The 26787-nt window shown below is 62.3% G+C and carries 20 protein-coding genes; 11 read left to right on the top strand and 9 right to left on the bottom strand.

All coding sequences use genetic code 11. The features are described from left to right. Positions 1-113 precede the first annotated feature (113 nt). The 3 genes from P3T24_RS23690 to P3T24_RS23680 form a co-directional block, all read right to left on the bottom strand. Positions 114-1421 carry an MFS transporter gene (locus P3T24_RS23690; RefSeq protein ID WP_429438366.1) on the bottom strand — a complete coding sequence of 436 codons (1308 nt, stop codon included), beginning with the start codon at positions 1419-1421 and terminating at the stop codon, positions 114-116. A 119-nt stretch (positions 1422-1540) separates the two neighbouring features. Further along, positions 1541-2536, bottom strand: coding sequence for a dihydrodipicolinate synthase family protein (locus P3T24_RS23685; RefSeq protein WP_429438364.1), 996 nt, complete (start codon positions 2534-2536; stop codon positions 1541-1543). A gap of 275 nt (positions 2537-2811) precedes the next feature. Continuing rightward, a complete protein-coding gene (locus P3T24_RS23680) occupies positions 2812-3723 on the bottom strand; it encodes a LysR family transcriptional regulator (RefSeq protein ID WP_074268140.1) in 912 nt (303 codons plus the stop codon). A 129-nt stretch (positions 3724-3852) separates the two neighbouring features. On the opposite strand from P3T24_RS23680, the gene P3T24_RS23675 reads away from it, so the two are divergent. After that, positions 3853-4977: a mandelate racemase/muconate lactonizing enzyme family protein gene (locus P3T24_RS23675; RefSeq protein ID WP_429409695.1), complete on the top strand. Its 1125-nt coding sequence runs from the start codon at positions 3853-3855 to the stop codon at positions 4975-4977. A 5-nt stretch (positions 4978-4982) separates the two neighbouring features. On the opposite strand, the gene P3T24_RS23670 is transcribed toward P3T24_RS23675, so the two are convergent. After that, a complete protein-coding gene (locus P3T24_RS23670) occupies positions 4983-6002 on the bottom strand; it encodes a DMT family transporter (protein ID WP_429438361.1) in 1020 nt (339 codons plus the stop codon). Between the two features lie 687 nt (positions 6003-6689). Between P3T24_RS23670 and P3T24_RS23665 the strand changes: the two genes are divergently transcribed. From P3T24_RS23665 to P3T24_RS23645, 5 genes are all read left to right on the top strand, one after another. Beyond that, complete coding sequence (locus tag P3T24_RS23665) at positions 6690-9893, top strand: efflux RND transporter permease subunit (protein WP_429288629.1); 3204 nt, start codon at positions 6690-6692, stop codon at positions 9891-9893. A gap of 22 nt (positions 9894-9915) precedes the next feature. Continuing rightward, positions 9916-11139, top strand: coding sequence for an efflux RND transporter periplasmic adaptor subunit (locus P3T24_RS23660; RefSeq protein WP_429288630.1), 1224 nt, complete (start codon positions 9916-9918; stop codon positions 11137-11139). Beyond that, the gene (locus P3T24_RS23655) at positions 11139-12620 is read left to right on the top strand and encodes an efflux transporter outer membrane subunit (protein WP_429409688.1); all 1482 of its coding nucleotides are present in this window, start codon (positions 11139-11141) and stop codon (positions 12618-12620) included. The genes P3T24_RS23660 and P3T24_RS23655 overlap by 1 nt, the downstream gene beginning before the upstream one ends. 117 nt (positions 12621-12737) lie before the next feature. Further along, positions 12738-13424: a heavy metal response regulator transcription factor gene (locus P3T24_RS23650; protein WP_074268147.1), complete on the top strand. Its 687-nt coding sequence runs from the start codon at positions 12738-12740 to the stop codon at positions 13422-13424. An 8-nt stretch (positions 13425-13432) separates the two neighbouring features. Further along, positions 13433-14914, top strand: a complete 1482-nt coding sequence (locus P3T24_RS23645; protein WP_429438830.1) for a heavy metal sensor histidine kinase — start codon at positions 13433-13435, stop codon at positions 14912-14914. A gap of 158 nt (positions 14915-15072) precedes the next feature. On the opposite strand, the gene P3T24_RS23640 is transcribed toward P3T24_RS23645, so the two are convergent. After that, on the bottom strand, positions 15073-16191 hold the full coding sequence (locus P3T24_RS23640; RefSeq protein ID WP_074268148.1) for a 3-deoxy-7-phosphoheptulonate synthase: 1119 nt from the start codon (positions 16189-16191) through the stop codon (positions 15073-15075). Positions 16192-16417: 226 nt separating this feature from the next. Between P3T24_RS23640 and P3T24_RS23635 the strand changes: the two genes are divergently transcribed. Further along, the gene (locus P3T24_RS23635; RefSeq protein WP_429409958.1) at positions 16418-17467 is read left to right on the top strand and encodes a HoxN/HupN/NixA family nickel/cobalt transporter; all 1050 of its coding nucleotides are present in this window, start codon (positions 16418-16420) and stop codon (positions 17465-17467) included. Positions 17468-17536: 69 nt separating this feature from the next. On the opposite strand, the gene P3T24_RS23630 is transcribed toward P3T24_RS23635, so the two are convergent. Then, positions 17537-19054: a GGDEF domain-containing protein gene (locus P3T24_RS23630; RefSeq protein ID WP_074268149.1), complete on the bottom strand. Its 1518-nt coding sequence runs from the start codon at positions 19052-19054 to the stop codon at positions 17537-17539. Positions 19055-19360: 306 nt separating this feature from the next. On the opposite strand from P3T24_RS23630, the gene P3T24_RS23625 reads away from it, so the two are divergent. Further along, positions 19361-20167: a DUF899 family protein gene (locus P3T24_RS23625; RefSeq protein WP_429438358.1), complete on the top strand. Its 807-nt coding sequence runs from the start codon at positions 19361-19363 to the stop codon at positions 20165-20167. Positions 20168-20266: 99 nt separating this feature from the next. Further along, a complete protein-coding gene (locus tag P3T24_RS23620; protein ID WP_429409685.1) occupies positions 20267-20776 on the top strand; it encodes a GAF domain-containing protein in 510 nt (169 codons plus the stop codon). 234 nt (positions 20777-21010) lie between these two features. On the opposite strand, the gene P3T24_RS23615 is transcribed toward P3T24_RS23620, so the two are convergent. Beyond that, entirely contained in the window at positions 21011-21436 is a 426-nt protein-coding gene (locus P3T24_RS23615) for a PRC-barrel domain-containing protein (protein WP_429438355.1), read from the bottom strand. A 229-nt stretch (positions 21437-21665) separates the two neighbouring features. Then, complete coding sequence (locus P3T24_RS23610) at positions 21666-22499, bottom strand: AraC family transcriptional regulator (RefSeq protein WP_429438353.1); 834 nt, start codon at positions 22497-22499, stop codon at positions 21666-21668. A gap of 150 nt (positions 22500-22649) precedes the next feature. Between P3T24_RS23610 and P3T24_RS23605 the strand changes: the two genes are divergently transcribed. Then, positions 22650-22901 carry a hypothetical protein gene (locus tag P3T24_RS23605; RefSeq protein WP_429438351.1) on the top strand — a complete coding sequence of 84 codons (252 nt, stop codon included), beginning with the start codon at positions 22650-22652 and terminating at the stop codon, positions 22899-22901. 70 nt (positions 22902-22971) lie between these two features. Further along, entirely contained in the window at positions 22972-23616 is a 645-nt protein-coding gene (locus tag P3T24_RS23600) for an HD domain-containing protein (protein WP_429438348.1), read from the top strand. A gap of 114 nt (positions 23617-23730) precedes the next feature. On the opposite strand, the gene P3T24_RS23595 is transcribed toward P3T24_RS23600, so the two are convergent. Beyond that, a complete protein-coding gene (locus P3T24_RS23595) occupies positions 23731-26466 on the bottom strand; it encodes a TonB-dependent receptor (protein ID WP_429438827.1) in 2736 nt (911 codons plus the stop codon). Positions 26467-26787: the final 321 nt, after the last annotated feature.

Raw genomic sequence — 26787 nt, 5'->3', positions numbered from 1 at the left:
CTGGCTATTCTGCACGACGCCGCCTCTGTTCTCACAGATACAGTTGGGGCCAGTGCGAGCAGCACAATCAGTCCGGGGCCATCACTGGCAAGCCGGCCGCGCTCGTACCCTGTCTACCGGTTGACGAGCCGCGCGGGGATAAACGCCAGAATCAATACTGCGGACAGTGTCAGCGTACCGGCCACGACGAACAGTCCCGAAGACAACGTGTGGGTGAGCGTCTTCAGCCAGCCGATCACGGCCGGGCTGATGAACCCTGCGAGATTGCCGGTGCAGTTGATCAAGGCGATCCCCGCGGCGGCACCGGTTCCGCCCAGAAATGCGGTGGGCAGCGCCCAGAACATCGGCAGCGCGGTCACCACGCCCGCTGCGGCGAGTGTGAGTCCGAGCATGGAGAGCGCGGAGCTATCGCCGTTCGTCGCGCAGATGCAGAAGCCGGTGGCAGCGATCAGCGCGGGCAGCACGATATGCCAGCGCCGCTCGCGGGTGCGGTCGGCGTTGCGGCCAACCGCGATCATCGAGATCAGGGCAACGGAATAGGGAATCGTCGTCAGAAGGCCGATCGTGAGCGGGTCGCTGACGCCTGTGGCGCGAATGATAGTGGGTTGCCAGAAGCCCAGTGCGTACGAGCCCATCACGACGCCGAACAGGATCAGGCAGAGCAGCCAGACGCGCGCCGAGGTGAACACCGCGCGCACCGAACCATGCGTGCGGACGGCCGCGTCGGCGTCGATTTCGCGCTGGATCTGGCTCTTCTCGGCGGCGCTGAGCCATGTCGCATCCGCGACGCGATCGTCAAGGTAGCGAAGGATGACGATGCCAAGGACAATCGAAGGCAGCGCTTCGACAACGAAGAGCCATTGCCAGCCATCCAGCCCCCACGTGCCTTGCAACGCGTGCATCAGATAGCCAGACAACGGACCGCCTAGCAGCCCCGATACTGGATTGCCGGCCATCAGCAGCGCGACCATCTTGCCGCGGCGGTGCGACGGGAACCAGTAGGTCAGATAGAGCACCATGCCGGGGAAGAAGCCTGCTTCGGCCACGCCCAGAAAGAAGCGCACCACGTAGAATTCAAGCGGTGTGCTGACCCATGCATTGGCCATCGACAGCAGCGCCCACGTGACCATGATGCGGGCAATCCAGCGTCTCGCGCCGAGCTTGTGCAGCAACAGATTGCTTGGCACTTCGAACAGAAAATAGCCAATGAAGAAGAGGCCGGCGCCGAGTCCATACGCTGCCTCGCTCAGATGCAGGCTGTTGAGCATCTGCAGCTTCGCAAAGCCGACGTTGACGCGGTCCAGATAAGCAACCACGTAGCCGATAAACAGCAGCGGCATGAAGCGGAAGGCGACGCGCCGGAACAGCAGATCGGCCGGGTCGGCCTCGAGCGCGGGGGAAAGCGAGGTACGGGTGAACAAAGCGTGTCTCCTGACCCGTCACGCGGGTTGTTTTAGTGAGCGTGCGGGCGAATTATTGTGTGGCGCTGCGCCAATCTGCGCAGCCCCGTTAGCTGTCCGGCGCAGCGGTCTCCCGGCTTCTAACGCTCGGCGAGCGAGGCCGCGCCTGGGATCTCAAAGCCGATCTGCGACAGCCCCGTCTGCAGGTCGTGGCGCTGCCCGGCGTCGAGTTCGACGAGCGGCGGCCGCATCGCGGCCCATCCTTCGTCGCCCGATTGCCACGCAATCGCGGCCTTCATGGCGGCGATCATCGGAAAGCGCTGAAACACGGCGCGGGTGGTGTCGAGTCGTTGCTGTTGCTGCGGAGCGTCGGCGTCGCGCCAGTGGGAGGCGAGGTGTGCGATTGCCGTGGAATTGACGTTGCCGGTCGCCGTGATGCAGCCCGCGCCGCCGCCTTTCAGCGTGGCGAGCAGGAAGGTCTCGCTGCCGGCGAACACGTCGAAGCCTTCCGGCTGGAATTCGCTCAGCATGCCGGCGGTGTTGTTCCAGTCGCCCGAACTGTCCTTGATGCCCGCCACTACGCCCGGATAACGCTTGAGCAGGCGCTCGATCAGGCCGAAGCTGAGCCCCACCTGAGAGACCTGTGGGATGTGATACAGGTAGACACGCAAGCGCGCATCGGCCACCGTATCGATCACCTGAGCGAAGCTGCGAAACAGGCCTTCGTCGCTCACGCCTTTGTAGTAGAAGGGCGGCAGCATCAGCACGCCGGCGCAGCCGCTCTCCACTGCATGGCGCGTCAGTTCGATGGTGTCGGGCAGCGCGCAGGCGCCGGTGCCCGGCATCATGCGCGCTGCCGGCAAGCCGGCGTCGAGCAGGGCGTCGAGCAACTGGCGCTTTTCCGGCACGCTGAGCGAGTTGGCTTCCGAGTTCGTGCCGAATGCAGCCAGGCCCAGGCCCTGACTGAGCAGCGCGCGGCAGTGTTTGACGAAGCGTCCCACCGAGGCTGAGCCGTCCGCGATGAACGGTGTCAGGACCGGCGCCAGGACGCCACGCAGGCCTGCGCCATGCGAAGCCTGGCCCTGGGTGGCCGGCGGCGTTTGCGTGGCTGGCAGGACATCAGTGGGGATGCTCATGGGACGTGTCTCCTTCGGTTTCCGTTTGGCCGGCCTGCCTGGCCGGACCTCGTTTGTCTCGGCGCGATAGGCCCGTGATGGGCCGGGCTGCGACAGGCTGGCTGTGGCACCCATGCCGGGCATTCAGGTGCCAATGCAGTATTGCGTGCCCGCAAACGACGAAGAAGAGTGGCGCGGTTGCTTCAAACGTTAATTATTTTTGTGTTTGCCTTCGTTTTCTCGTGTTCTGGCTTATGTGTTCGCCGTAAACGGCCGGATACGGGCCCCGGCGTTGCCTAAGCCTTGGGTTGGCTCGCGGCCGGCGCTCCCGGTGCTTCGAGTCCCAGATCCATCGCCGTCTGCAGGAACGCCTGTACCAGCCGCATGCGCGCCGACGAACGTCCCCACAGCAGACCCACCACGCGTTTCGGGAACGCATGCGGCAGCGGCCATTTGGCGAGCGCCAGGCCGCCAAAACGGGTCATCAGCCAGTCCGGCACCAGCGACACGCCAAGGCCACGGTCGACCATCACCGCAATCGCATCGAGCCCATCCAGTTCGCAGCGCTGATGCGGCTTGATGCCATGCTGATGCAGATAGCCGTCGGCGAGCTGACCGCCCACCACGTTGCGGTCGTAGCGCAGGAATGGCTGGCTGCGCAGTGCTTCGTGCACATCGCTCACCTGCATCGAAGCTGGCGTGAGCAACACCAGCGGTTCTTCACGAAACGTATGCCAGTCGCAGCTTTTGGGCAGATCGAAGAGCGGCTGAACCAGCACTGCGGCATCCAGATCGCCATTGACGACCTTGCGGTACAGATCGACCGAGGTGCCCGGCTCCAGATAGATATCCATCTGCGGATGCCGCGCGAGCAGTTTGCCGAGCACGTCAGGGATCAGGCTCGTCATCATGGTGGGCGTGCCGCCCAGGCGGAGTTCGCCGGCCAGCTCCGAAGCGTCGTTCAGATCCGACTTCAGATCGCGGATGTCGTGCAGGACGGCGCGCGCCCGCTCGAGAATGCGCTCGCCGGCTTCGGTCGTTCCCACCGTGCGTCCCGAGCGGCGCACGAGTTTGGCCCCCAGCTCTTCTTCGAGCATCTTGACGCGTTGCGCCACCGCGGCAGGCGTCAGATCGAGCCTGCGGGCGGCTTCCGCAATCGAGCCCAACTCGACCACGTAGACAAAGCTTTGCAGATAGCGCGAGTCCATCGAATAAAACTTTTATCTTTTGAAGAAGCCAAAGCATACTGTTTTTGATGCCTCACGGCTATCACACTGCGTTCATGCCAGATCCGCGCAGCACGTGGACTGGTACCCAAAAAATGGAGGAGTGTTGAAATGCCCAGAATTGAATCAGTGTCGGTCTGCGCAGCCGGCGTCCCGCTCGATCGCGTCACGTCGTTTGCCACCCGTACTGTGTCCACCCGCCACTATGGCCTCGTAAAGGTGCGTTCGAGCGACGGCGTCGAGGGCATTGGCTTTTGCTACGTGGGCAGTGCGGGCGGTGAGCTGCTGCGTATCGCGGTGGAGCAGTTGCTGGCACCGGTACTGATCGGTAAGGACTCTTATGCAGTGGAGGGCCTGTGGCAGGCGATGTACCAGGAAGCGCTGCTGCAGGGGCGCGCCGGGACGGTGATGCGTGCCATCAGTATTCTCGATACGGCGCTGTGGGATCTGAATGCGCGCACGCACGGCGTGCCGCTGCACAAGTACCTCGGCGCCAACGAACTCGAGACCGTGCCGGCCTACGCGAGCGGTGGCTATTATCTGGAGGGCAAGACGCCGGAAATGCTCGGTGAGGAGATGGCGGGCTACGTCGAACTGGGCTTCAAGGCCGTCAAGATGAAGGGCGGGCGTCTCTCGCCGCGTGAAGAGGAGGCACGGGTGAGGGCGGCACGCGAGGCGGTTGGTCCGGACGTCGAACTGATGATCGACATCAACAATGGCTGGGCCGATGTCACGCAAGCGCTGCAGCACGTGCGCCGTATCGAGCAGTTCGATCCGTACTTTATTGAAGAGCCGTTTTCACCGGACGACATCGATAATCATGCGCGTCTCGCCAGGCTCACGCGTGTGCCGGTTGCCACTGGCGAGATCGGTTACGGCCGCTGGTACCACAAGGAACTGCTCGACAAGGGCGGTGCGGCGATCCTGCAGTCGGATGCGCTCGTGTGCGGCGGCATTACCGAGTGGCGTCGCATCGCGGCGACTGCGGCGAGCTATGGGGTTGTGATGTGCCCTCACTGGTTCCACGATGCGCATGCGCCGCTTGTGGCGGCCACGCCGAATGCCCGGTACGTGGAGTACTTCTGGGACGATCAGGTGCTTAACTTCCGTCGTTTGATCGACCGGCAACTCGAGCACAAGAACGGCAGGATCATCTTGCATCAGACGCCTGGGCTAGGCTTCGACTTCGATGAAAAGGCGGTGGCGAAGTATGGGAAGTGGAGTGTGGTGAAGTAGGAACATCACCCCCGAGTCTCAGTCCGCCGCGCCCGGCGCCGCAAATACAGATTGTTGAGAACCAGCGCGGCGCCGGTCATGCAGGCACCGGCAATCTGCACTGGCGTGGCGATCACGCCGGCCAACGCCGAGACGATAAACGTCGTGAGCGGCACGACGTCCATGAAAAGCACCCCGTTCAATGGCGTCAGGATCCGGTTGCCGAGATTCCAGCTGAGGATGCCGATAAAGCCCGCGCCAAGTCCCATATACAGCAGATGCGGTGTGATCGCGCCCACCGCCGCGAGCCGCGGCACCGCGATCGCGTGCACTGCAAAGAGCGCGAGGTTGAGCGCGATGATCGTGGTGAGGCCAAGCCAGATCGTCAGCGTCGTGTATCTGAGCGGCGACCACTGCTTGAAAAACGTCGCACCGAACGTGTAGATCACCCAGCAGAGCGCGCCGGCCACGATAAGTGCGTTGGCCGCGTAATGCTGTGGTTCGTGCAGCAGCCCGCCGATATCCCCCTTGGTCACCACCAGTGCGACACCGCAAAACGACAGCAGAATGAACAGAAAGGAATAGACCGGCGGCAACACGCGCCGGACTACCGAATTGACGAGCAGCCCGAGCATGGGCTGGGTGGCCATCATGATCGACGCGGTGAGCGCGCCATCGCGTCCTGCCAGTTGCTGGCCGAGAAAGACGAATGCCCCAAAACCAGCGAAGCCGATCGAACCGAGCAGCCACGCGAGCACGACCGGTTCGCCTTGCAGACGAAAAGCGGCGCTGCCTTCCTTGCGGTGCAGCAGCATCAGAAACGCTGCTCCCGCAACCAGATAGCGCAGCGACGTGAAGGAGAACGGATCGATGCGAGTGAGCGCACTCGTCATCACCGGGAACATCAGTCCGAAGGACACCGTTGCGACGAGACAGCAAAACAGGCCTTTCGCATAGCTGCCATATGCGGCGACGAGTGGGCCTGGCGCGGCTGCAGCGCTGGATTCATGATTCACGGCGACGGACGGTTCAAGTGCTTTATTCATGAATGAATGGTCAAAAATAGATAAAGACGAGCCGCCGTGGCGTCTTCGCCGTGGAACTGTCCGTGTCCATACGTCTTATCTGAACGCTGTTATTTCGTGGCGTTTTACTTAGAAAACCCCGCAAGCGGCCACGTTCTGAACCGCATGCACCAATAAGCCCATCGGCCCAACACTGGTCCGAATATTATGACTGATCGTTCAATAATACAAGGCGAGTTTAGAAGCCATAGAGCAAATCACAGCCACCACGGATGCACACCGTTCGCAACCCCGCGCAGACCGCCCGGGTGGGAGCACACCCGATGCTCCCCGTCACACGGACAGGCTATGCTGACCACGTTTTTGCTCGCCCGTCAGGCCGGCAGAATCAGCCGTCGACACCCGTCAGCTTACATTCTCCTTCCTGACAGATTTGCCATTTTGGCGCCATGCAGACGTTGGTGCCAACCAACTAGCATAGGCTCAGATTTACCGTGGGACATGTGTGGCTTCGCCGGTCAGCGGGGGCGACCGGTTTGGCTTTGCGTCCGCTAGCGTTGCGGCACGCGGCGTTCATCCGTTTGTGATTCGCCCGGATGTCATGCGTGCACGTCACCGTTGATCCGGCGTGAACGTAACGCGTACGACGCGTACGTTCAGGTCACGGCGACTTCTCATCCTTTCCAGAATTCTTTCGGGCGCGTTTCAATGTGGATTGTCAACGTTGCGCTAAAGCGGCCATACACGTTCATCGTGATGGCTATTCTGATCCTGCTGGCGACGCCGTTCGTGCTGTTGACGACGCCAGTCGACGTGTTGCCGGAAATCAATATTCCGGTCGTCAGCATCATCTGGAGCTACACGGGTCTGTCGGCCGAAGACATGGCCAACCGGATCACCTCCGTCAATGAGCGGAGTCTGACGACGACGGTGAACGACATCGAGCACATCGAGTCGCAATCGCTCGCCGGCATCACGATCATCAAGCTGTTCCTGCAGCCGAACGCCAACATTCAAACCGCCATCGCCCAGACGGTTGCGGTCGAACAGGCGCAGTTGAAGCAGATGCCGCCGGGCGCCACGCCGCCGCTGGTGATCAGCTATTCGGCCTCGAGTATTCCGGTGATCCAGCTCGGCCTGTCGAGTCCGAAAGAGTCGGAGCAGGATCTCAACGACGTCGCGCTCAACTTCCTGCGTCCGCAACTCGTGACGATCCCAGGGGCAGCCGTGCCTTACCCCTACGGCGGTAAAACACGGCTCGTTTCAGTCGACCTGGACACGCGCGCCTTGCTCGCAAAAGGCATGACGCCTTCCGATGTGGTGAATGCCTTTAACGCGCAGAACCTGATTTTGCCGACCGGCACGGCCAAGATCGGGCCCAAGGAATACACCGTCAACATGAACGGGTCGCCCGCCACGATCGCGGGCCTCAACGACATGCCGGTGCGCACGCTCAATGGCGCGACCACCTATCTGCGAGAGGTCGCGCATGTGCGCGACGGCTACTCTCCTCAGACCAATATCGTGCGCCAGGATGGCCATCGCGGCGTGCTGATGTCGGTGCTCAAGACCGGCAGTGCCTCGACACTGGCGATCGTCGATTCGTTGAAGGCTTTGCTGCCCACCGCGCGCGCCGCCTTGCCGCCTGACCTCGACGTCAAGGCGCTGTTCGACCAGTCGGTGTTCGTGAAGGCGGCGGTGCAGGGCGTGATCCGCGAAGCGCTCGTTGCGGCCGCGCTGACCGCAGCGATGATTCTGCTGTTTCTCGGCAACTGGCGAAGCACCTGCATTATTGCAGTGTCGATTCCTCTGTCGATTCTCACCTCGCTGATCGTCCTGCATGCGTTAGGTCAGACGATCAACATCATGACGCTGGGCGGCCTTGCGCTGGCGGTCGGGATTCTGGTGGACGACGCCACGGTGACAATCGAGAACATCGAACGGCACCTGCATATGGGCACGGATCTGCACGAGGCGATTCTCGAAGGTGCCGGCGAAATCGCGGTGCCTGCGCTCGTCTCCACGCTGTGTATCTGTATCGTGTTCGTGCCGATGTTCTTCCTGACGGGCGTGGCGAAATACCTGTTCGTGCCGCTTGCCGAAGCCGTTGTGTTCGCGATGATCGCGTCGTACATCCTCTCGCGTACACTGGTGCCGACGCTCGCCATGCTGCTGATGGGTCACGCGCACGCGCCGAAAGCGGGCAGCAAGCCGAATCTGTTCATGCGGCTTTACCATCGCTTCGACGCCGGCTTCGAGCGCATGCGTGCAGCTTATATCGTCATCCTGAGTACCGTGCTGGTACGTCGCGGCAGGTTCGGCACCATCTTCCTCGGTTTCTGCATAGTTTCGATGGGCCTGGTGTTCGTGCTCGGCGAAGATTTCTTCCCGGCGGTCGATGCCGGCGACATCCGTCTGCACATGCGCGCACCGACCGGCACGCGGATTGAAGAAACCGCGCGTCTTGCCGATGAAGTGGAAAAGGTTGTACGTGAAGTGGTGCCGCAGAAAGAACTGGTGACGATTCTCGACAACCTGGGGTTGCCGTATAGCGGTATCAACCTATCCTATAGCAATTCCGGCACGATCGGCACGCTGGACGGCGAGATTCAGGTGGCGCTTAACGAGGACCACAAGCCTACCCAGACCTATGTCGACAAGCTGCGCCAGATCCTGCCGCAGCGCTTTCCGGGCGTGGAATTTTTCTTCCAGCCGGCCGACATCGTGACGCAGATCCTGAACTTCGGGTTGCCTGCCGCCATCGATGTGCAGGTTGTCGGCAACGACCAGCAAGGCAACTTCGACGTGGCGCGTAAGCTCTACAAGCAGGTGAGGCTGATTCCCGGCACGGTGGACACGCACATCCAGCAACTGGTCGACGAGCCGGTGATCAATCTGGACATGGATCGCACCCGCTTGCAGCAGTTGAACCTCAACGCCAACAATGTGGCGCAGAACGTGCTCATCTCATTGTCGGGCAGCACGCAGACATCGCCGAGCTTCTGGTTCAACAACAAGAACGGCGTCGAGTACAGCGTGGCGATACAGACGCCGCAGTACGACATCTCGTCGATCGACCAGTTGTTGCGCACGCCGGTGTCGGCGACGGCCAACGGGCCGACGCAACTGCTCGGCAACCTGGTGCGGGTCGGGCCGCAAACGCAGTTCGCACTCGTGTCGCACTACAACATCCGACCGGTGATCGACCTGTATGTGAGTGTCGAAAAACGCGACCTGGGCAGCGTCGCGGCGCAGGTGAACAAGCTGGTGGAGCAGGCCCGTGCGACGCTGCCGCGCGGCAGCCAGATCGTGGTGCGCGGCCAGGTGCAGACCATGCGCACGTCGTTCTTCGGTTTGGGCGTGGGCGTTGCGATGGCCATCGTGCTGGTGTATCTGCTGATCGTCGTGAACTTCCAGTCGTGGGTCGATCCGCTGATTATCATTAGCGCGTTGCCGGCGGCTTTGGCCGGGATCATGTGGATGCTGTTCCTCACCGGCACGCACCTGAGCGTGCCGGCGTTGACCGGCGCCATCATGACCATGGGCGTGGCGACCGCGAACAGTATTCTGATGGTGTCGTTCGCGCGGCAGCGTCTGCACGCCGGTGCGCCGCCGCTGACCGCGGCGCTCGAGGCAGGCGCGAGCCGGATCCGTCCGGTGCTGATGACGGCGTTCGCCATGATTATCGGCATGATTCCGATGGCGCTGGGTCTCGGCGAAGGGGCGGAGCAGAATGCGCCGCTTGGCCGTGCGGTGATCGGCGGCCTGCTGTTTGCAACGATTTCAACGCTCTTTTTTGTGCCGCTGGTTTTTGCGGCGATCCATACGCGCCTCGCTCGCCGTAACGGTGGCGCGCATGGCGAGCAGGGCCCCGACGACGGCGCTAGCGCCGGCGATGGCAAGCACGCGTAACGTTAAATGACGGCTGACTGAGATGACCGAAAAAACTCATGCTTCGCTAGCAATCCCCGCGCGGGACACTGAGGATGGGCACGCTTTGCCGCCCCGCCACCAGGAATGGAAACGCGCCAAGATCGCGATCTGGATCGTGCTCGTGCTGCTTGCGCTCGGTGCCTTGCGCACCGTGGTGGCGGACATTCTGCAAAACCGTTCGGTGGCCGAAACGACCCAGCAGAACGCGTTGCAATACGTGAACGTGGTGACGCCCAAACAGGCCGACGGCAGCGGTAATACGCTGCTGCCGGGTACGCTGCGCGGCTATGTCGAATCGCCGATCTTCGCGCGCGCCACCGGTTATCTGCTGCACTGGTACGTCGATATCGGCGCGCACGTGAAGGCGGGGCAGTTGCTGGCCGATCTCGACACGCCGGAAATCGACCAGGAACTGCAGCAGGCCAAGGCACAGCGCGATCAGATCAACTCGAGCCTTGGCCTCGCCAAGAGTTCATACGAGCGCTGGCAGCAGCTGCGCACGCGCGATGCGGTCTCGCAACAGGAACTGGACGAGCGGCAGAGCACTTATACGCAGGACCTGGCGAATCTCGCCGCGGCGGACGCCAACGTGCGGCGCCTGAACCAGCTCGAATCGTTCAAGCGGATCGTGGCGCCGTTCGACGGCGTGGTGACGCAGCGCAACGTGGATGTCGGCGACCTGATCGATGCCGGCAGCGGCACGAGCCGCGCATTGTTCGCGCTGGCACAGTCCGATCCGCTGCGCGTCTATGTGCAGATGCCGCAGGCCTACTCGCAGAACGTGAAAGTTGGTCAGGAGGTCGTGGTGACCCAGGCCGAATTGCCGGGTAAGCAGTTCCACGGCACCATCACACACATCGCCGGTGCGATCGACGTGCCGACCCGTTCGTTGCAGATCGAAGTGCGTCTGCCGAATGCGGACGGCGCGCTGCGCCCGGGAGCCTATGTGCAGGTCGCAGTGCCGTCGACGACGCACGCCAATATCCTCGTGCCGGGCAATGCGTTGCTGTTCCGCGCACAAGGTACGCAGATGGCCGTCGTCGACAGTAACGGTATCGTGCATCTGCGCAAGGTCGTGATTGCGCAGGATCTCGGCAACACGCTCGAAGTCGAAAGCGGCATCGAGCCGACCGACAAGATCATCATCAACCCGAGCGATTCGATTGCCGATGGCGATCACGTGCAAGTCCAGCAGCCGTCGGCCACCAACAAGGGGGCGGCGTGATGCGCGGGTGCCCGATCGCCGTGCCGCCGCTGCGCATGATGGCTGCGGCTGTGGGGGCTGCGCTGCTGGCAGCCTGCACAGTGGGCCCCGATTATCATCAGCCGCATGCCGATGCACCGCCTGAGTGGCGCACCGACTCGTACTGGCACGTGGCGGAGCCGTCGCACGCGCCGATGGATCTGACCTGGTGGATGAGCTTTAACGACACCGCGCTCAATACGCTGGAAGGCCAGGCGCTCGACCAGAACCAGACACTCGCCGCTGCGGTCGCGCATTACGAGCAAGCCAAGGCGACGCTCGCGAATACCGCGGCGCAGGAAATACCCGAGGTCGATCTCGGCGGCCAGGCGGAGCGGTTGAAGATCTCGAAGAACCGTCCGGTCACTACCTATTCGACGCCGAACCAGTCGACTGTGCAGAACGGCCTGATTGTCGGACCGCAAATCGACTACGACACGGACCTGTTCGGCCGGATCCGTCGCGAGGTGGAAGGGGCCAAGGCCTCCGCCGAGCAGTCAGCCGACGATCTCGCCAATGCGCGACTCGTGCTGACGACTGATCTCGCCAGCGACTACTACTCGTTGCGCGAACTCGACGCCGAGATCGACGTGTTGAACCGCTCCGTGGTCCTGCAGCAGAAAGCGCTCGACTACGTGACTGCGGAACACGATCTGGGCTCGGTGTCCGGGCTCGACGTGCTGCAGCAGAAGTCGGAGCTGGATTCAACCCAGGTGCAGGCGCAACTGCTGCTCGTGCAACGGGCGCAGTTCGAGCATGCGATTGCCGCGCTGGTCGGCGTGCCGGCGCCGCAATTCTCGATCGAGCCCAAGGTGATCGAGACGAAGGTGCCCGAAATTCCGCTAGGTGTGCCAAGCGATGTGCTGCAACGGCGCCCGGACGTGGCCTCGGCGGAGCGTGCGATGGCTGCGGCGAATGCGCAGATCGGCGTCGCCAAGGCGGCGTTTTTCCCGACGCTGACGCTCACGCCGAGTATCGGCTGGCAGAGCACTAATTTCGCCGATCTGCTGAGCGCGCCCAGTCTGATGTGGACGCTCGGCGCGGCCGTCTCGCAGGTGGTATTCGACGGCGGGCGCCGCTCGGCGAACGTCAAGTTCGCGAGCGAAGGCTATCAGCAGGCCGAGGCGAATTACCGTCAGACCGTGTTGACCGCGTTCCAGCAGGTGCAGGATGGGGTGACCGGCCTGTCGGTGCTGGATGGCGCGTCCAGACAGTCGCATCAGGCCGTGGTCGATGCGCAGAGCCTGCTGTCGCTCGCCAACGACCGCTATTCGGGCGGCCTCGTCGCCTATCTGGACGTCATCACCGCGCAGCAGTCGCTGCTGACGAGCGAGCGTCAGGATGTGCAGATTCACGGCCAGCAGATGACCATGTCGGTCTCGCTGGTAAAGGCATTGGGCGGTGGCTGGGATGTCAGCCAGCCAGTCACGGACAAGCAGGCAATGAACAACCATCCGAACTGACAATCGCCAGGTACGTACCCGGCATGGACCGGGCATGACCAGGAAAAAGGGGGAGTGCCCGTCTCGCGCACGGGAAAACGGGGCGTTTCGTATAATGTAAGGAATTAGGGGGCGTGAATGAAACTGCTCATCGTCGAAGATGAACACAAGGTGGTGGACTACCTGCGCTCGGGTTTGACCGAGCAGGGCTGGGTGGTCGACATTGCGCTCGATGGCGAAGAGGGCATGCATCTGGCCACCGAGTTCGACTACGACGTGATCGTCCTCGATGTGATGCTGCCCAAGCGCGACGGCTTCAGCGTGCTCAAGGCGCTGCGCATGCGCAAGTCCACACCGGTCATCATGCTGACCGCTCGCGACCACATCAACGACCGCGTGCGCGGTCTGCGCGAAGGAGCGGACGACTATCTGACCAAACCGTTTTCGTTTCTTGAACTGGTGGAGCGCCTGCATGCTCTCGCGCGCCGCACCCGTTCGCAGGAATCGACGCTGATTTCGGTCGGCGATCTGTTTGTCGATCTGATTGGCCGGCGCGCCACGCGCGACGGCGTGCGCCTCGACCTCACCGCCAAGGAATTCCAGCTGCTTAGCGTGCTGGCGCGCCGCCAGGGGGATATCCTGTCGAAGACGGCGATTACCGAACTGGTCTGGGACGTCAACTTCGATAGTCATACGAACGTTGTCGAAACCGCCATCAAGCGCCTGCGCGCCAAACTGGACGGTCCATTTCGCACCAAGCTTCTGCATACGGTGCGCGGCATGGGTTATGTGCTCGAGGTACGGGAGGAGGCGGAATTGCTATGACCCGCTCAATTAACCGCTCGATTGCGCGCCGCCTTGCGATGATGTTTGCGCTGGTCGCATTGTCGGTGTTCACGCTGGTCGGCTCGGGCCTGTTTCTCGTGATGCGTTCGCAGCTGGATCACCATTTGCGCGAGTCGCTCGACGACCGCATGGAGATCGCAAAGATCATCGTGTATCACTCGGTTACGCTGGATAAATGGCGGATGGCGCGCGAGAAGCTGACCGACATGTCGCCGCGCGACGGTGCGACGATGTACTCGGTTTCCAGCGACGATCCGAATTTCCACTACGGTGCGCCGGTTCAGGGGCGCGTCACCGATAGCTGGGCAGGCGGCTACACGCGGGTCGAGCCCGTGGCGGGCGGGCCGGCCATGCTGACGCGCACGCTGGTGGTGCCGCCAGCGGGCGTGCGACCAGCGGTGCAACTGCAGGTGGCGGCAAGTTGTCAGCCGAATGTGCGCACCATGCGGGCCTTCGGCGCCGCGCTCACCGCGCTGTCTACCTTGGGCAGTCTTGCGGTGCTGCTCCTCAGTTACTCGGTCACGCGTATCGGTCTCGCGCCGCTCAGGCGTCTGACCAAGGACGCCTCAGAGGTCAGTCCGAACAACCGTTCGCAGCGCCTGAATACGGCGGCGCTGCCGCATGAACTGAACGATCTGGCCCATTCCTTCAACGGCGCACTGGAACGGCTCGACGGCGCTTACGGGAGGCTCGAGTCGTTCAATGCCGACGTGGCCCATGAACTGCGCACGCCGGTGACGATTCTGATCGGTCAAACCGAGGTTGCGTTGACACGCAACCGCTCCGTGGAAGATCTGCGTCATACGCTGCAGTCGAATCTGGAAGAGTTCGAACGCATGCGCGGGATCATCAACGACATGCTGTTTCTTGCGCGGGCCGATCAGGGCGAGCGCGCCACGGGGCTCGTCGAAGTGTCGCTGGCCGCGGAAGTGGCGCGCACGCTGGAGTTTCTCGAGATTCCGTTCGACGAGGCACAGGTGCGCGCCGTGTCGCGCGGCGATGCGTTTGCGCCGGTCAACCGTTCGCTGTTCGGCCGCGCCTGTACCAATCTGCTGATGAATGCGATCCAGCACTGCGCGCCCGGCGACACGGTCACGGTGACGATTTCGCGCCAGGACGATCAGGTGCGCATCGCGGTGGCGAATCCAGGTCAGGCGATCGATCCGTCGAGGCTGGATCATCTGTTCGACCGCTTCTACCGGGCGGAAGAGTCGCGCACGAATAGCCGCGAGAATCACGGCCTGGGTCTCGCGATCGTCAAGGCAATCGCCGAGATGCACCGCGGCAAGGTGTCGGTCGAGAGCGCGAACGGCGTCAACATGTTCGCGTTTTCGGTCGATGCGCCGTGGGTCGATGCACAGGTGGCGCAGGAAGTGCAAACGGTACGCGAGCCCGTTATGACCGTCGAGCGTGGCAGCATCGGTGGTGGCAATGGCGTGAAGCCTGAGCCGGCCCCGGCTGGGCGTTGACAGGCGGCAGGTGACTCGGATGAGAAGGCCTGCGCGATAGCGTCAGGCCGTGAGTTGTCGGTCGCGCCCGCGTGCGCTATGGCTTTTCGATTCGCGGCAACGTCTTCACTGCAATCAGCGCCACCATGGCCATCACTGGAAACACCAGCGCGCTGGCTTCAGCGTGCGCGGCGCTCGCGTGCCGCCTTGGCCAGAGTGTCCAGTACGGGCTCGGTCTGCACCCAGCTCAGACACGCATCGGTGATCGACACGCCGCAGCGCAGCGGCACGCCCGGCTTCAGATCCTGGCGGCCTTCCTCCAGATTGCTCTCGATCATCACGCCGATGATGCGCTTTTCGCCTTGACTGAGCTGCTGCGCCAGGTCTTGCGCCACTTCGATCTGTCGCAGATGCGACTTGCCCGAATTGGCATGCGAGCAGTCGATCATGACCTGCTCGCGCAAGCCCGCCTTTCTGAGCGCCGCGCAACTCTCTTCCACTGAGGCGCTGTCGTAGTTCGGCCCTTTCTTGCCGCCACGCAGAATCACGTGCGCGTCGTCGTTGCCGCGCGTTTCGAAGATCGCCGCCATGCCCATTTTGGTCATGCCCATGAACGCGTGGCTGGCTCGTGCCGCCACGATCGCGTCTGCGGCGATCTGCACGCCGCCATCGGTGCCGTTCTTGAAGCCGATCGGGCAGCTCATGCCCGAAGCAAGCTGACGGTGGCTCGGGCTCTCGGTAGTGCGTGCGCCAATTGCGCCCCACGCCACGAGATCGGCGATGTATTGCGGGCTCAGCAGATCGAGGAATTCGGTCGCGGTGGGCAAACCGAGTTCGCTGATTTCCAGCAGCAGTTGACGCGCCCGGCGCAGCCCCTCGTTGATGCGGAAACTGCCGTCCAGGCGCGGGTCGTTGATATAGCCTTTCCAGCCCACTGTGGTGCGCGGTTTTTCGAAGTACACGCGCATCACGATCAGCAGGTCTTCGCTCAGCGCATCCGCGGCGTGCTTGAGGCGGCGCGCGTAGTCGAGCGCCTGGTCGTGGTCGTGGATCGAACACGGGCCGACCACCACCACCAGCCGGTCGTCGCGGCCGTGCAGGATGTCGGCAATGGCCACGCGGCTTTGCTCGACGAGCGTTTGCACGCCCAGCGGTACCGGCAGCTCGTCCTGCAGCAGTGCCGGTGAAATGAGCGGGCGTACCGCGCCGATCCGCACGTCGTCGATACGGGTCGTGTCCTGGGTCGGGTCGGCCACACCGACTTCGCGGTCATGTAAAGGATTGTCGATGCTGCTCAAAATGCTCTCCTGAAGGCACGGTCGTAGCCCTCGATTATCGCACTCGCCGCACGTGCCGCGCTTGCTGGGCGGTTAGTGGCCGTCCCGCATGCTAAACGGAACAGGATCGATATGATCTTTTTTGAAAAAAGTACTATTGTGGCGGACAACTTCAAGAGCGCGACAGTGAGCCATGGCGGCAGGCTGTCGACCCGGGCATGCAGGGAGGCAGGCAGTGACGGATCTGATGAAAGCGTTGTTGGGCGGCGGCGGTCAATTGAGGCGGAAAATCGTCGGGCTATACGGCTTCCTGGTGGTGTTCAACATCGCCGCCTGGCTATGGGCGTTCATCGCGTTTCACCACTATCCGCTGCTGATGGGTACGAGCCTGCTGGCCTATTCGTTCGGCTTGCGGCATGCGGTGGATGCCGACCACATCGCCGCCATCGACAACGTGACGCGCAAGCTGATGCAGGCCGGCAAGCGGCCGGTCAGCATCGGGCTGATGTTTTCGCTCGGGCATTCCACGATCGTGGTGCTGGCCTCGGCCGGCATCGCCGCCACGGCCCTGGCGCTGCAAAGCCGGATGGATGGGCTCAAGGAAATCGGTGCGGTGATCGGCACGATCGTCTCCACGCTGTTCCTGTTCGCGATTGCGCTGATGAACCTGGTGATCCTGCGCTCGGTGATCCGCGCGTTTCGCCGCGTGCGCAACGGGGAGCCCTACAACGACGAAGACTTCGATCTGCTGCTGAACAACCGCGGTTTTCTTGCACGCATTTTCCGCCCGCTGTTCCGTCTGATCACGAAAAGCTGGCATATGTATTTGCTGGGTTTCCTGTTCGGGCTTGGCTTCGACACCGCGACTGAAGTCGGTTTGCTGGGCATTTCCGCGGCGAGCGCGGCGCAAGGGCTGCCGATCTGGTCGATCCTGGTGTTTCCGGTGCTGTTCACTGCGGGCATGACGCTGATCGATTCGACCGACAGCATCCTGATGCTGGGCGCCTATGGCTGGGCCTTCGTCAAGCCGATCCGCAAGCTCTACTACAACATCACCATCACCACGATCTCGGTCGTCGTGGCGCTGCTGGTGGGTGGGATCGAAGGGCTTGGGTTGCTCGCCGACCAGCTGCATCTGTCGGGCGCGTTCTGGGGTTTCATCGGCAGCCTGAACGACAATTTCGGCCTGATTGGCTATGGGATCGTCGGCGTGTTTATCGTCAGCTGGCTGCTTTCGGCGGCTATCTACCGGTGGAAGCGGTTCGAAGAGGTGGACATTCAGGCTGAATCGCTTTGATGAGGCCGAAGCTGAACTGGCGCGGCGAGGGCGCTTCGAGCCACGACTTGCCGCGTGCTGACCGCCAGCCTACTGCGTGCCATTGCGCAGAAAATCGTGCTGCGCAGTCGCTTCTATGCGATTGCGGCCAAGCTGCTTGGCCCGGTAGAGCGCCTGATCGGCGGCCTCGATGATTTCAGCGGTGCCGGCATGTGCCGATTCGAACACCGCAATGCCGACGCTGACGGTGACAAAGAGCCCCGTGGAGGTCTCGTTGCGGATCTTCAGTGCGCGGATTGCGTCCTGCATCGTTAGGGCTACCAGGCGTGCGCCGGCTTCATCGGTTGAGGGCAGAATGGCCGCAAACTCCTCGCCACCGTAGCGCGCGAGCAGATCGCCGCTGCGCGGCAACGCCGACTGCAGCGCGAGCGCGACGGATACGAGACACCTGTCTCCTGCAGGATGACCATAGCGGTCGTTGAGCATCTTGAAGTAGTCGATATCGATCAGCAGCAGCGCGAGCGGATGCCGGTTGCGCACGGCGCGATTCCACTCGAGCGTCAGCGCGTCGTCGAAACGCCGGCGATTGGCGGTATTGGTCAGCGCATCGGTGAGCGCCATCTGTTCGAGCCGGTCGCGTGCCTCGTGCAGCTCGCGTTGCACGCGGATATACCGGGCCTGCAGCGTGGTCGAGCGCGTGGCATAGACCACGAGAGCCGTGAAAATCCCCACCGTTCCTGCATAAAAATGCTCGTGTATCAGTGAGATGCTGAGCGCGAGCAGGGCCACCGTATAGAAGATCGGGCTGACGTTCTCGATGAACAGCGCGAGTGCCTGCTTGTGCTTCACCTCCTCGAGCAGCGGGCGCGACGGCCGCGACGCCACCGCTGCCACGGCGAGGAACAGGAACGGCAGATCGACGAGGATGTCCATCGGCGCGTGCCCATCGGTCGAGGCGGCCCAGTTGTTATAGACGTAGGCCGCGACGGCGTAGATCCACAGGAAGCAGAACAGCAGCGCATAGAATCTGCGCTCCTGTCCACGCGGCTGGGCAAGCAGACGCAGGCTCGCGGCGATCGCGAGAATGACGTTCTCGGCGTTGTAGGTCAGAACCAGGGTCGTAGCCGAGACTGGCTCGAGCGGGGCGTCGGAAAACGGCACCACGGAGAAAATGCTCACGTACAGGAGAAAGCCGGTCAGCAGCGCCTGGGCCGCGTCCATCCAGATGAAGAAGGGGATGCGTTGCTTGTCCGATACCGACGAAACGGCGAGCAGAACCGGCACGCCATACAGGAAGAACGAGAAATCGGAGAACCACGCGGCGCTTTGCGGAATGTGCTGGAAAATATCTTCCCAGGCACTCAGGAAGATGCCGCACGTCCACAAAAACATCCCGGCGCTCAGCAGAATCCAGGGCGACCGCGACGCGGGAAGCTCGGTCGCGGCCCGCCAGCAGCAACTGGCGCAGGCAAGCGAGGGCGCCAGCACCATGAACGGGTAGGTGACGACCGTTGCCTGCGCACGAAACGCCAGTAGACATATGACGTGCAGGCACACGAGCGAAACGGCGATCAGCGCGAGGTATGTCAGCTTCGGCGGACGGCGCACGGTTTGACCCCGGAGTCAGTTTTCAGTCTGCGGCCGGCATGGCGAAAACCTTGTCCCCCACCATTGCCGACCGTTGCGGTGCATTTTTTAGATTATATGGACAATATCCCTGCGCGTAGCGGCCGGCAACCCGTAATGCGCGATTACGTTGCGGCGCCAAGGGTTTGTGAGGTGACGCTGTCGATTCTTCGATCTCCCGTTCGTCGTGAAGGTAGGGCGGTATCGACGGTCATGCGGCAAAGCCAGGCCGCGCATCAGACCGTTTTTTGCGCCCTTATTTCCTCGAAACCAGGCAGGAGGTAACGGATGATTTACACGGATGGATTTGCCCAAGGCCTGAAGCCGGCCCGGGTGCTGGCGCAGTCGCCGCGGCGATTCCCGGGCGAAGACGCGCGCTATCGCGAGGCCCGCAATGCGCTGCTGGCGGAAGAAATCGAACTGCGTCGCCATATCGAGCGGGTGGCCGCCCTGCGTCGCGCGCTGCCGACAGGCGGGAAGGTGCCGCAGGAGTACCGCTTCGACGGCGAACACGGGCCGGTGACGCTCGCGGAGATGTTCGGTACCCACGACACCCTGATCGTCTACAACTGGATGTACGGTCCGAAGACTGCACGCTCATGTCCGATGTGCACGTCGTGTCTGAGCGCCCTCGACGGCCAGATGCCCGATATTCTGCAGCGAGTGGCGTTCGCGGTGGTTGCGCGATCACCTATCGAGCGGTTGGTAGCGTTCAAAAATGAGCGGGGCTGGCGCCACCTGAGGCTGTATTCGTCGGGCGGCAACAGCTTCAATCGCGATTACGCCAATGAGGACCCGGACGGCGACGACACCCCGGCGTTCAACGTCTTCACGCGCACCGGTGGCGTGCTGCGGCATTTCTGGGGCGAGGAGATGGGACCGCAGACCGCCGATCCCGGTCAGGATCCGCGCGGCGCCCCCGATATCATGCCGCTTTGGACCTTGCTCGACATGACGCCGGCTGGCCGTGGCAAGGACTGGTACCCGAAGCTGGAGTACGACGCGCCGGCGGCGGTCGCCGGCCGGGCTGGGTCGTGCTGTCATGACGACACGAACCCGGCCACCGATGCCGGCACCCATGCCGAGCCGACGTGACGGGCGTAAGATACGCGTTCGCATAACGCAGGAGCGGCCTGGCCGGCGCGCAAGGCCGGTGGCCGCTCCGCTTCTTTGGTATCCGCTACGGACGGCATCATGTTTCAGGTTTCTACCGCTTCAACCGAACTTTCCAGGGCTGCCCAGTATGAAGAGCTGGTCGCCCAGGCGCGCTCGCTGCTCGCCGACGAGACCGATCGTATCGCCAACGCGGCGAATTTCTCGTCGCTCGTGTTCAACTCGCTCGAAGGCTTGAACTGGGCGGGGTTTTATTTCTTCGACGGCGTCGAACTGGTGGTCGGGCCGTTTCAGGGCAAGCCGGCCTGTGTGCGTATCGCGCTCGGCAAGGGCGTGTGCGGGACTGCGGCGCAGACCCGTGCGACCCAGGTCGTGCGTGACGTTCATGAGTTTCCCGGGCATATTGCCTGCGATTCGGCATCGCAGTCGGAAATCGTCGTACCGCTGATTGCCGCCGACGGCTCGTTGATCGGCGTCTGGGACGTCGACAGTCCGCTGATTGCGCGCTTCGACGACGAGGACGCTAGGGGAATGGAGGCGTTGTGCCGGGTGTTCGTCGAACTCGCGTGGGGGCGTGCCGCGGCAAAGTAGCGATGCACGCAAGCATCGTGATCCAGCGGGACGCCAGACAGAAGGTTTTATCGACGTCGCGCATTTTGCGTGGATCCGCCACGACAGCTTTGCCGATCGCGAGAATCCTTTTCATTTGAGCGCGAGGCTCGAACCGGTGAGCGGCGCTTGCGGTTGAGTTGCGGCTGACCCTGCCAGCCGCAACAACCTCAGCTCAGGACTGCTGATAACAGATCACTGCGGTCTACTGCGGGGTCACTGCGCCTGAACCTTCTTGGGCTTGGGCGGTGTTTGCACCTTTGCGTACTGGAACTCAGGCGTTGCCTTCAGGGCGTCCTTGGTGGCGCCCGGCAGATACAGATTGCCGCCGCGAATGTCGAGCGCGGCGATGGGCACCGCGACGTCATGCGTGGCGACGCCGAGGAATCCGCCTGCTGCGAGGATAGCCGCCGAAACGGAGCCGTCCGGTGCCACGATCAGGTCTTTGACTAAGCCGATTTTTTCGTTCTGGTCGTTATAGACCGATTTGCCAAGCACGCTCTTCTTCACGCTCCAGCCTTGCAGAAGCGCCTGCGATTGCTCGACCGTGACGCTCAGAGGCTGCGTGCCGGCGACCTGTGCGTGCGCGTCGATACATGCTGCGAGTGCCACTGCTACCAAAACTGCCTTGTGCAAAGCCATATCGTTCACTCCGTGGTTAGATTCGGTTTCGGGCACGTACTTCGTGCGCGCGGTTGCGACGCCGGCCAGGCTTCGCCGTAACCGCGGGTCGCGCACTGCCGGCGTGGCAGGGCGCGCGGGGAACCATCATACCTTTCAACACGTACCACTGCACTTTAACTGTGTCCACCGGTGAGAAGCCTGTAGTCGCGCCAGCCTCGTGGTGCCAGGCCAACGGCAATCGAGAGCGCTACGTGGCCGCTTCTTCTTCGCTGCCTGCAGAAGAGGCCGCTCGCGCGGAAATTCCGTCGTATGAATGGAAATAGCGGCTTGGCGTGGTGCCCATGGCGCGCTTGAACATCGCAATGAAAGCGCTCACGTTGTCGTAGCCGAGCTCGAGCGCCACGCTCGTGACCGGCGTCTGCGTGGCCAGCATTTCGAGTGCGCGCAAGAGGCGCGCTTGTTGCCGCCATTCGGCAAAGCTGAAACCGGTCTCGTCGACAAAGCGGCGGCTCAAGGTACGCGGCGACATCGCCGCCCACTCGGCCCACTGTTCCAGCCGGCGGTTGTCCGCGAGGTCCTCGGTGAGCGCATGGGCGACGCGCTGCAAGCGGCTGTCGAGGGGCATCGGCAAGCCCAGACGCTCGCGCGGCAAGCTCTGGATTTCGTCGACGATCACGCCTGCCACGCGCAACTGCGCCGTATCGAGCACCGCCGTGCGCCAGCTCGCAGCACGCTTGACGGCTTCCCGCAGCAGCGCCGACATCCTGATCGTGCAGGGTTCAGCGGGCAGCTCCGCACACGCCGCTTCGTCGATATAGACGCTCCAGCCAGAATACGATCCGTGCGAGCGCAGCGAATGCGTCCGATGCGGTGGAATCCAGACCGCGTGCACGGCGGGCACGACCCACTGCTGGTCAGCGACCCCGACCGACAGCAGGCCGTGCAACGCGCCGAGCAACTGGCCGCGGGCGTGCTGATGCGTGGGCGTGATGCGCGTTTCAGCACCGCTGCGTTCGACAGCGATCAGGAAGGGCCCGCTGGCGGAGTCCGCCTCGTGCACGGAAATCAAAGGATCTGACATGGCCGGAACGACGTATTGAATGGCCTTTATACCGGAGACGTGCTGGACTCGTCCATCTACAGTGGAATCTTTCCGGCGGCATGGCGTGATGGGCGGATGCGTGGCCTACCTGCGGCCGGTCAAATCACCACACAATGAAGGAAGCTAAAGATGAAAGCACAAGATCTGTTACCCGACCATCTGAATCAGGCGGATATCAATGGCGTTGTGGTGCGCAAGGGAACCGTGGGTGCGTTTCTCGCCAACGCGAGAATCTGGACGGACCGCCGTTCGTCTGCGCAGGGAAGGGCTGACGCAGAGCGCGATATCGTCGACGCCCTGCCGGCACTGCGGGCTTTAGGGATTTTCGAGGTGCTGGAGATCCGCGATGCAGCGCTGCGGTCGATGGTCGAGGCGAACTGAATAGTCCGCGGGTCAGGGTGTCCCAGGCGATAATCGCAGGCTTACCCAACTGGCGATTGCCATCACCCTCATGACGCACCCTGCATTTTTCCCCTTCCACAATCTGGCCAACACCTTGCTGCCGCACACGGGCGACACGGGCGGCGACGGCTCGCATGACACCTCGCATTTGCAGCGTGTGTGGAAAAATGCGGCGGCGATTCAGGCGAAGGAAGGCGGCGATGCGCAAGTGCTGTTCGCCGCGACGCTGCTGCACGACTGTGTCCCGACCGAGAAAGACTCGCCGCTGCGCAGTCAGGCGTCGCGTCTTTCCGCCGACAAGGCCGCACATGTGCTGCTCGCGCTCGACTGGCCACCCGCCAAGGTTGAAGCCGTCGCGCACGCCGTCGCTGCACACAGTTTTTCAGCTGGCGTTGCGCCGCTGACGGTTGAGGCGAAGACGCTGCAAGACGCGGATCGTTTGGATGCAATCGGCATGCTCGGCGTGGCGCGGTGTTTTTATGTCGCCGGCCGCATGGGCAGCGCGCTGTATGACCCGGTCGATCCGCATGCATCGGAGCGGCCTCTGGATGACCGAAGATTCGCGCTCGATCATTTCCGCGCGAAGCTTCTTAAACTCGCTTCGGGTTTCCAGACTGAAACGGGCGCCCGTTTGGCACAGCTCCGCCATGAACGCCTGCAGCGCTTTCTCGACGAATTCGCGGACGAAATCTGAGCGTTAGTGTGGGTAACCGCAAAAGAGATCAGGTGTCCTGCTGATACTAGCGCTCCGGTTCTCGCAAGGAGAGCCGGAGCGGTCTGAAGAGCTACTACTAGTCGCGCTACGTCCTTAGAACTTGTACGTTGCGCCGATCTGCGCGAATACGCCCAGGTAGTTATAAATCGACGTGTCGTAACCGCTCTGGTCCAGCGTGCCGTTCGCAAAGATCGGATCGTACGGAGGCGTGCGGTTGAAGATGTTGTCGACGCCGCCGTAGAGCGTCCAGTGCTTGAAGCCCGTGTACTGCACCATCAGGTTGAACTGGCTATACGAGCCAACCTTGCCCGGAGCGGGAGCCGGCAAGAGATTCTGCGCGTACGGGCCCGTAAACTCCCACGTCAACTGAGCGTCCCACTTCTGGTAATTCCAGTCGATCGAGGTGTTGCCCTTCCAGCGCGGGAAGCTGCCGCCGAACGGTTGCGTGATGGTGTAGTTGTTGCCTGCACCATTGATCGGCGCCTGACCTGGGGTGCCGAGCTTGAAGCTGTTCACGTAAGCCCAGTCAGCCGCGAGAGTGAAGGTACCGACCTTCGTCGGCAGCGCCTGACGCAGCGTGCCTTCAAAGCCGTTCGTGTCGAGGTAGCCCAGGTTCTGATAGGGGATGACTTCGTACAGGAGGTTGCCGTTGGCGTCGGTAACAACCTGCGAAGGCGCACCCTGGCCGATCACGTTGTCGACGCGGATCTTGTACCAGTCGAGGCCGACGTCGGTGGTCCGCGTTGGCGACAGTTCGAAGCCGATGTTGAAGTTCTTCGTATGCTCAGGCGCCAGATTCGGATTGCCCTCTGTAATCGAGGTGTAGTTCTGGCCGGTCGCCTGATTCACCTGAAGCCCCAGCGTTTGCGATGCGCTGTTCTCAACGAACGTCGGTGCACGGAAGCCGCGGCTGTACGACGTATACATCGTCAGTGCCTGCACCGGTTGATAACGCAAGGCAAAGCGTGGCGAGAACGCGCCGCCGACATCGCTGTAGTGGTCGTAACGTCCCGACTGGCTGAACGTCAGGTTCTTCACGATCGGAATGTCGATCTGGTAGTACACGGCCGCCACGTTACGCTGGCCATCCACCGTCTGGAGGTCCGGACTGGTGACGATGCCCTGCTCATACTCGTAACCCGGCGTGAGGGTTTCGCTCTGGTGCGTAAACTGCGCGCCGAAACCCACACCCACGTCGCCGGCAGGCAAATGGAACAGGTTTGGCGTCGAAATCGTCGCGTCAACCGTATCGAGCTTCGAGATACCCAGATTGTTCGCGTTCTGGAACAGACCGTTCAGTCCGTTCGGCGTTGACGCGGGATTGCCGAAGTTGAACACGCCGTTCTGGTAGATGTTGGCCAGCGCGCTCGCGTTCAACTGGTTGCTGTACGTGTTCGACACCGTGCTTTGCGAATGGCTGATCGACGTTGCCCAGTCCCAGTCACCGTACGGCAGGCTGAACGAACCCTTGATGCCTGTCGATGCGCGGTAATAGTTGGCATCCGTTGTTTCCGCTACAGCCCTCGGGAAAGCATACGTAAGCGGCGTGTCCACTCCAAACGGGTTATAGGGGTTGCTCGCCGGCACCGTGAAGTTGAATGGCGTGAGCAGCTTCGTCGCCGGATTCCAGATCAGCGTAGGGGCCTGCGGATTCCCGACAACCGGCACACCGTCATTCTGCGTGGTCTGGTTGTAGCTTTCCAGCAAGTCCGCGTACGCCGTCGTGGTGTCGTTGATCTTGAAGTCAGCGTGAATCTTGGCGTTGTAGCGCTCCATCATCGGCGCGATGGACGTGTCGTTCGCCGTGTTGAAACTGCAAACCGTTCCTGCCGAGCCCGCGCTCAGCGAGTTGGTGGACGCCGGATGGGTTGTGCCGCCGCCGAGGCATCCGCCCACAGCCTGCGCGCTGCCATCGGCCATGTTCCAGTATGACGGCGCGAGCAACGAATAACCGCCCGGCTGACCGGTGAAGTCCTGGTTACGCGTCGAGTCGCGGTCGGCCAGCGTGGAACCGTTGTCCTTGTAAGCGCTCGCCGCTACGGTGACGTTGAAGCGGTCCGAATTCAGATCGCCAAAGCCAGCCAGCACGCCAAACTTGTACGTACCATTGCCCGCGCTGTTGCTCACCGAAGTGCCCAGGCTGCCGTCGAGTTGCAGGCCCTGAAAGTCGTGCTTCGTGATGATGTTGACCACGCCGGCGACGGCGTCCGAGCCGTATTGCGAAACGGCCCCGGTCTTCACGATTTCGATGCGGTCGATGTCGTTCAGCGGAAGCGAGTTCAGGTCGAAGAACGAGTCGACGCTGTTCGAAAAGAACGCAAACGGCGCGACACGCTGGCCGTCGAGCAGGACGAGGGTGTATTTTTCGCTGAGACCACGCAGGGCAATACCGGCGGCGCCCGCAGCGAAATTCGAGGTTTGGCCTTCGCTCCAGCTATCGGCTGAGTTCGCCGACGTCTGCCGCAGGAAGTCGGAAACGGTCGTCGCCCCGCTGTCCTGGATGTCTTTCTGGGTAACCGTCTGAACCTGGTTGAAACCGACCTTGTCCGAACTGCGGATCAGCGAACCGGTCACCTGGAAGGTTTGCAACTGCTTCACCTGGCCGCTGCCCGTGCCGGTGGTGCCTGATGTGCCGCTGGGTGCCGGAGTTGGCGCTGGCGTCGTGCCCGGCGTCGCATCGTTTTGTGCTGTTGTTATAGGTGTTGCGGGTGTTGCCCCCGTCGCAGCCGGCTGGCTTTGCGCAAGCGCCGGAACGGCGATCGCGGCTGAGAATGCCAGCTCAGCCCAGATTATTCTTCTGATGGCGATTGCTAATGCCCTTTGTTTCATCATTCCCCTCACACTTGTCAGTAAGGCCAGACGCTGTTGTGCGAAGAGAGGCCTTTTGGACCTCTCCACCCTCTGCACGGCAAAGATTCGCCGTATTCCGTCACAAGCCGCCCCACGTGTGTCGTCACGCACCACGATTTGCCATGCACGAGGCACGGCCAAACCGGTGGGGGGCTACTTTGTATTTAGTAGCACTAATGTTCTATTGCCGGATTGCGCAGCGTTTTTGTCTTGCCAGGCGGGTGTCGGTCAGCTCCTCTGATTTCCTGCTGCTGACACCTTTAAATCAAGCACACATTAACCTTATGCATTCCTTACTAA

This window comes from Paraburkholderia sp. GAS33, from assembly GCF_050436645.1.
In the GTDB taxonomy this organism is placed as follows: Bacteria; Pseudomonadota; Gammaproteobacteria; order Burkholderiales; family Burkholderiaceae; genus Paraburkholderia; species Paraburkholderia phenazinium_B.
Note: the sequence above shows the minus strand (reverse complement) of the source record. Positions and strands in the feature narration are given on the sequence as shown.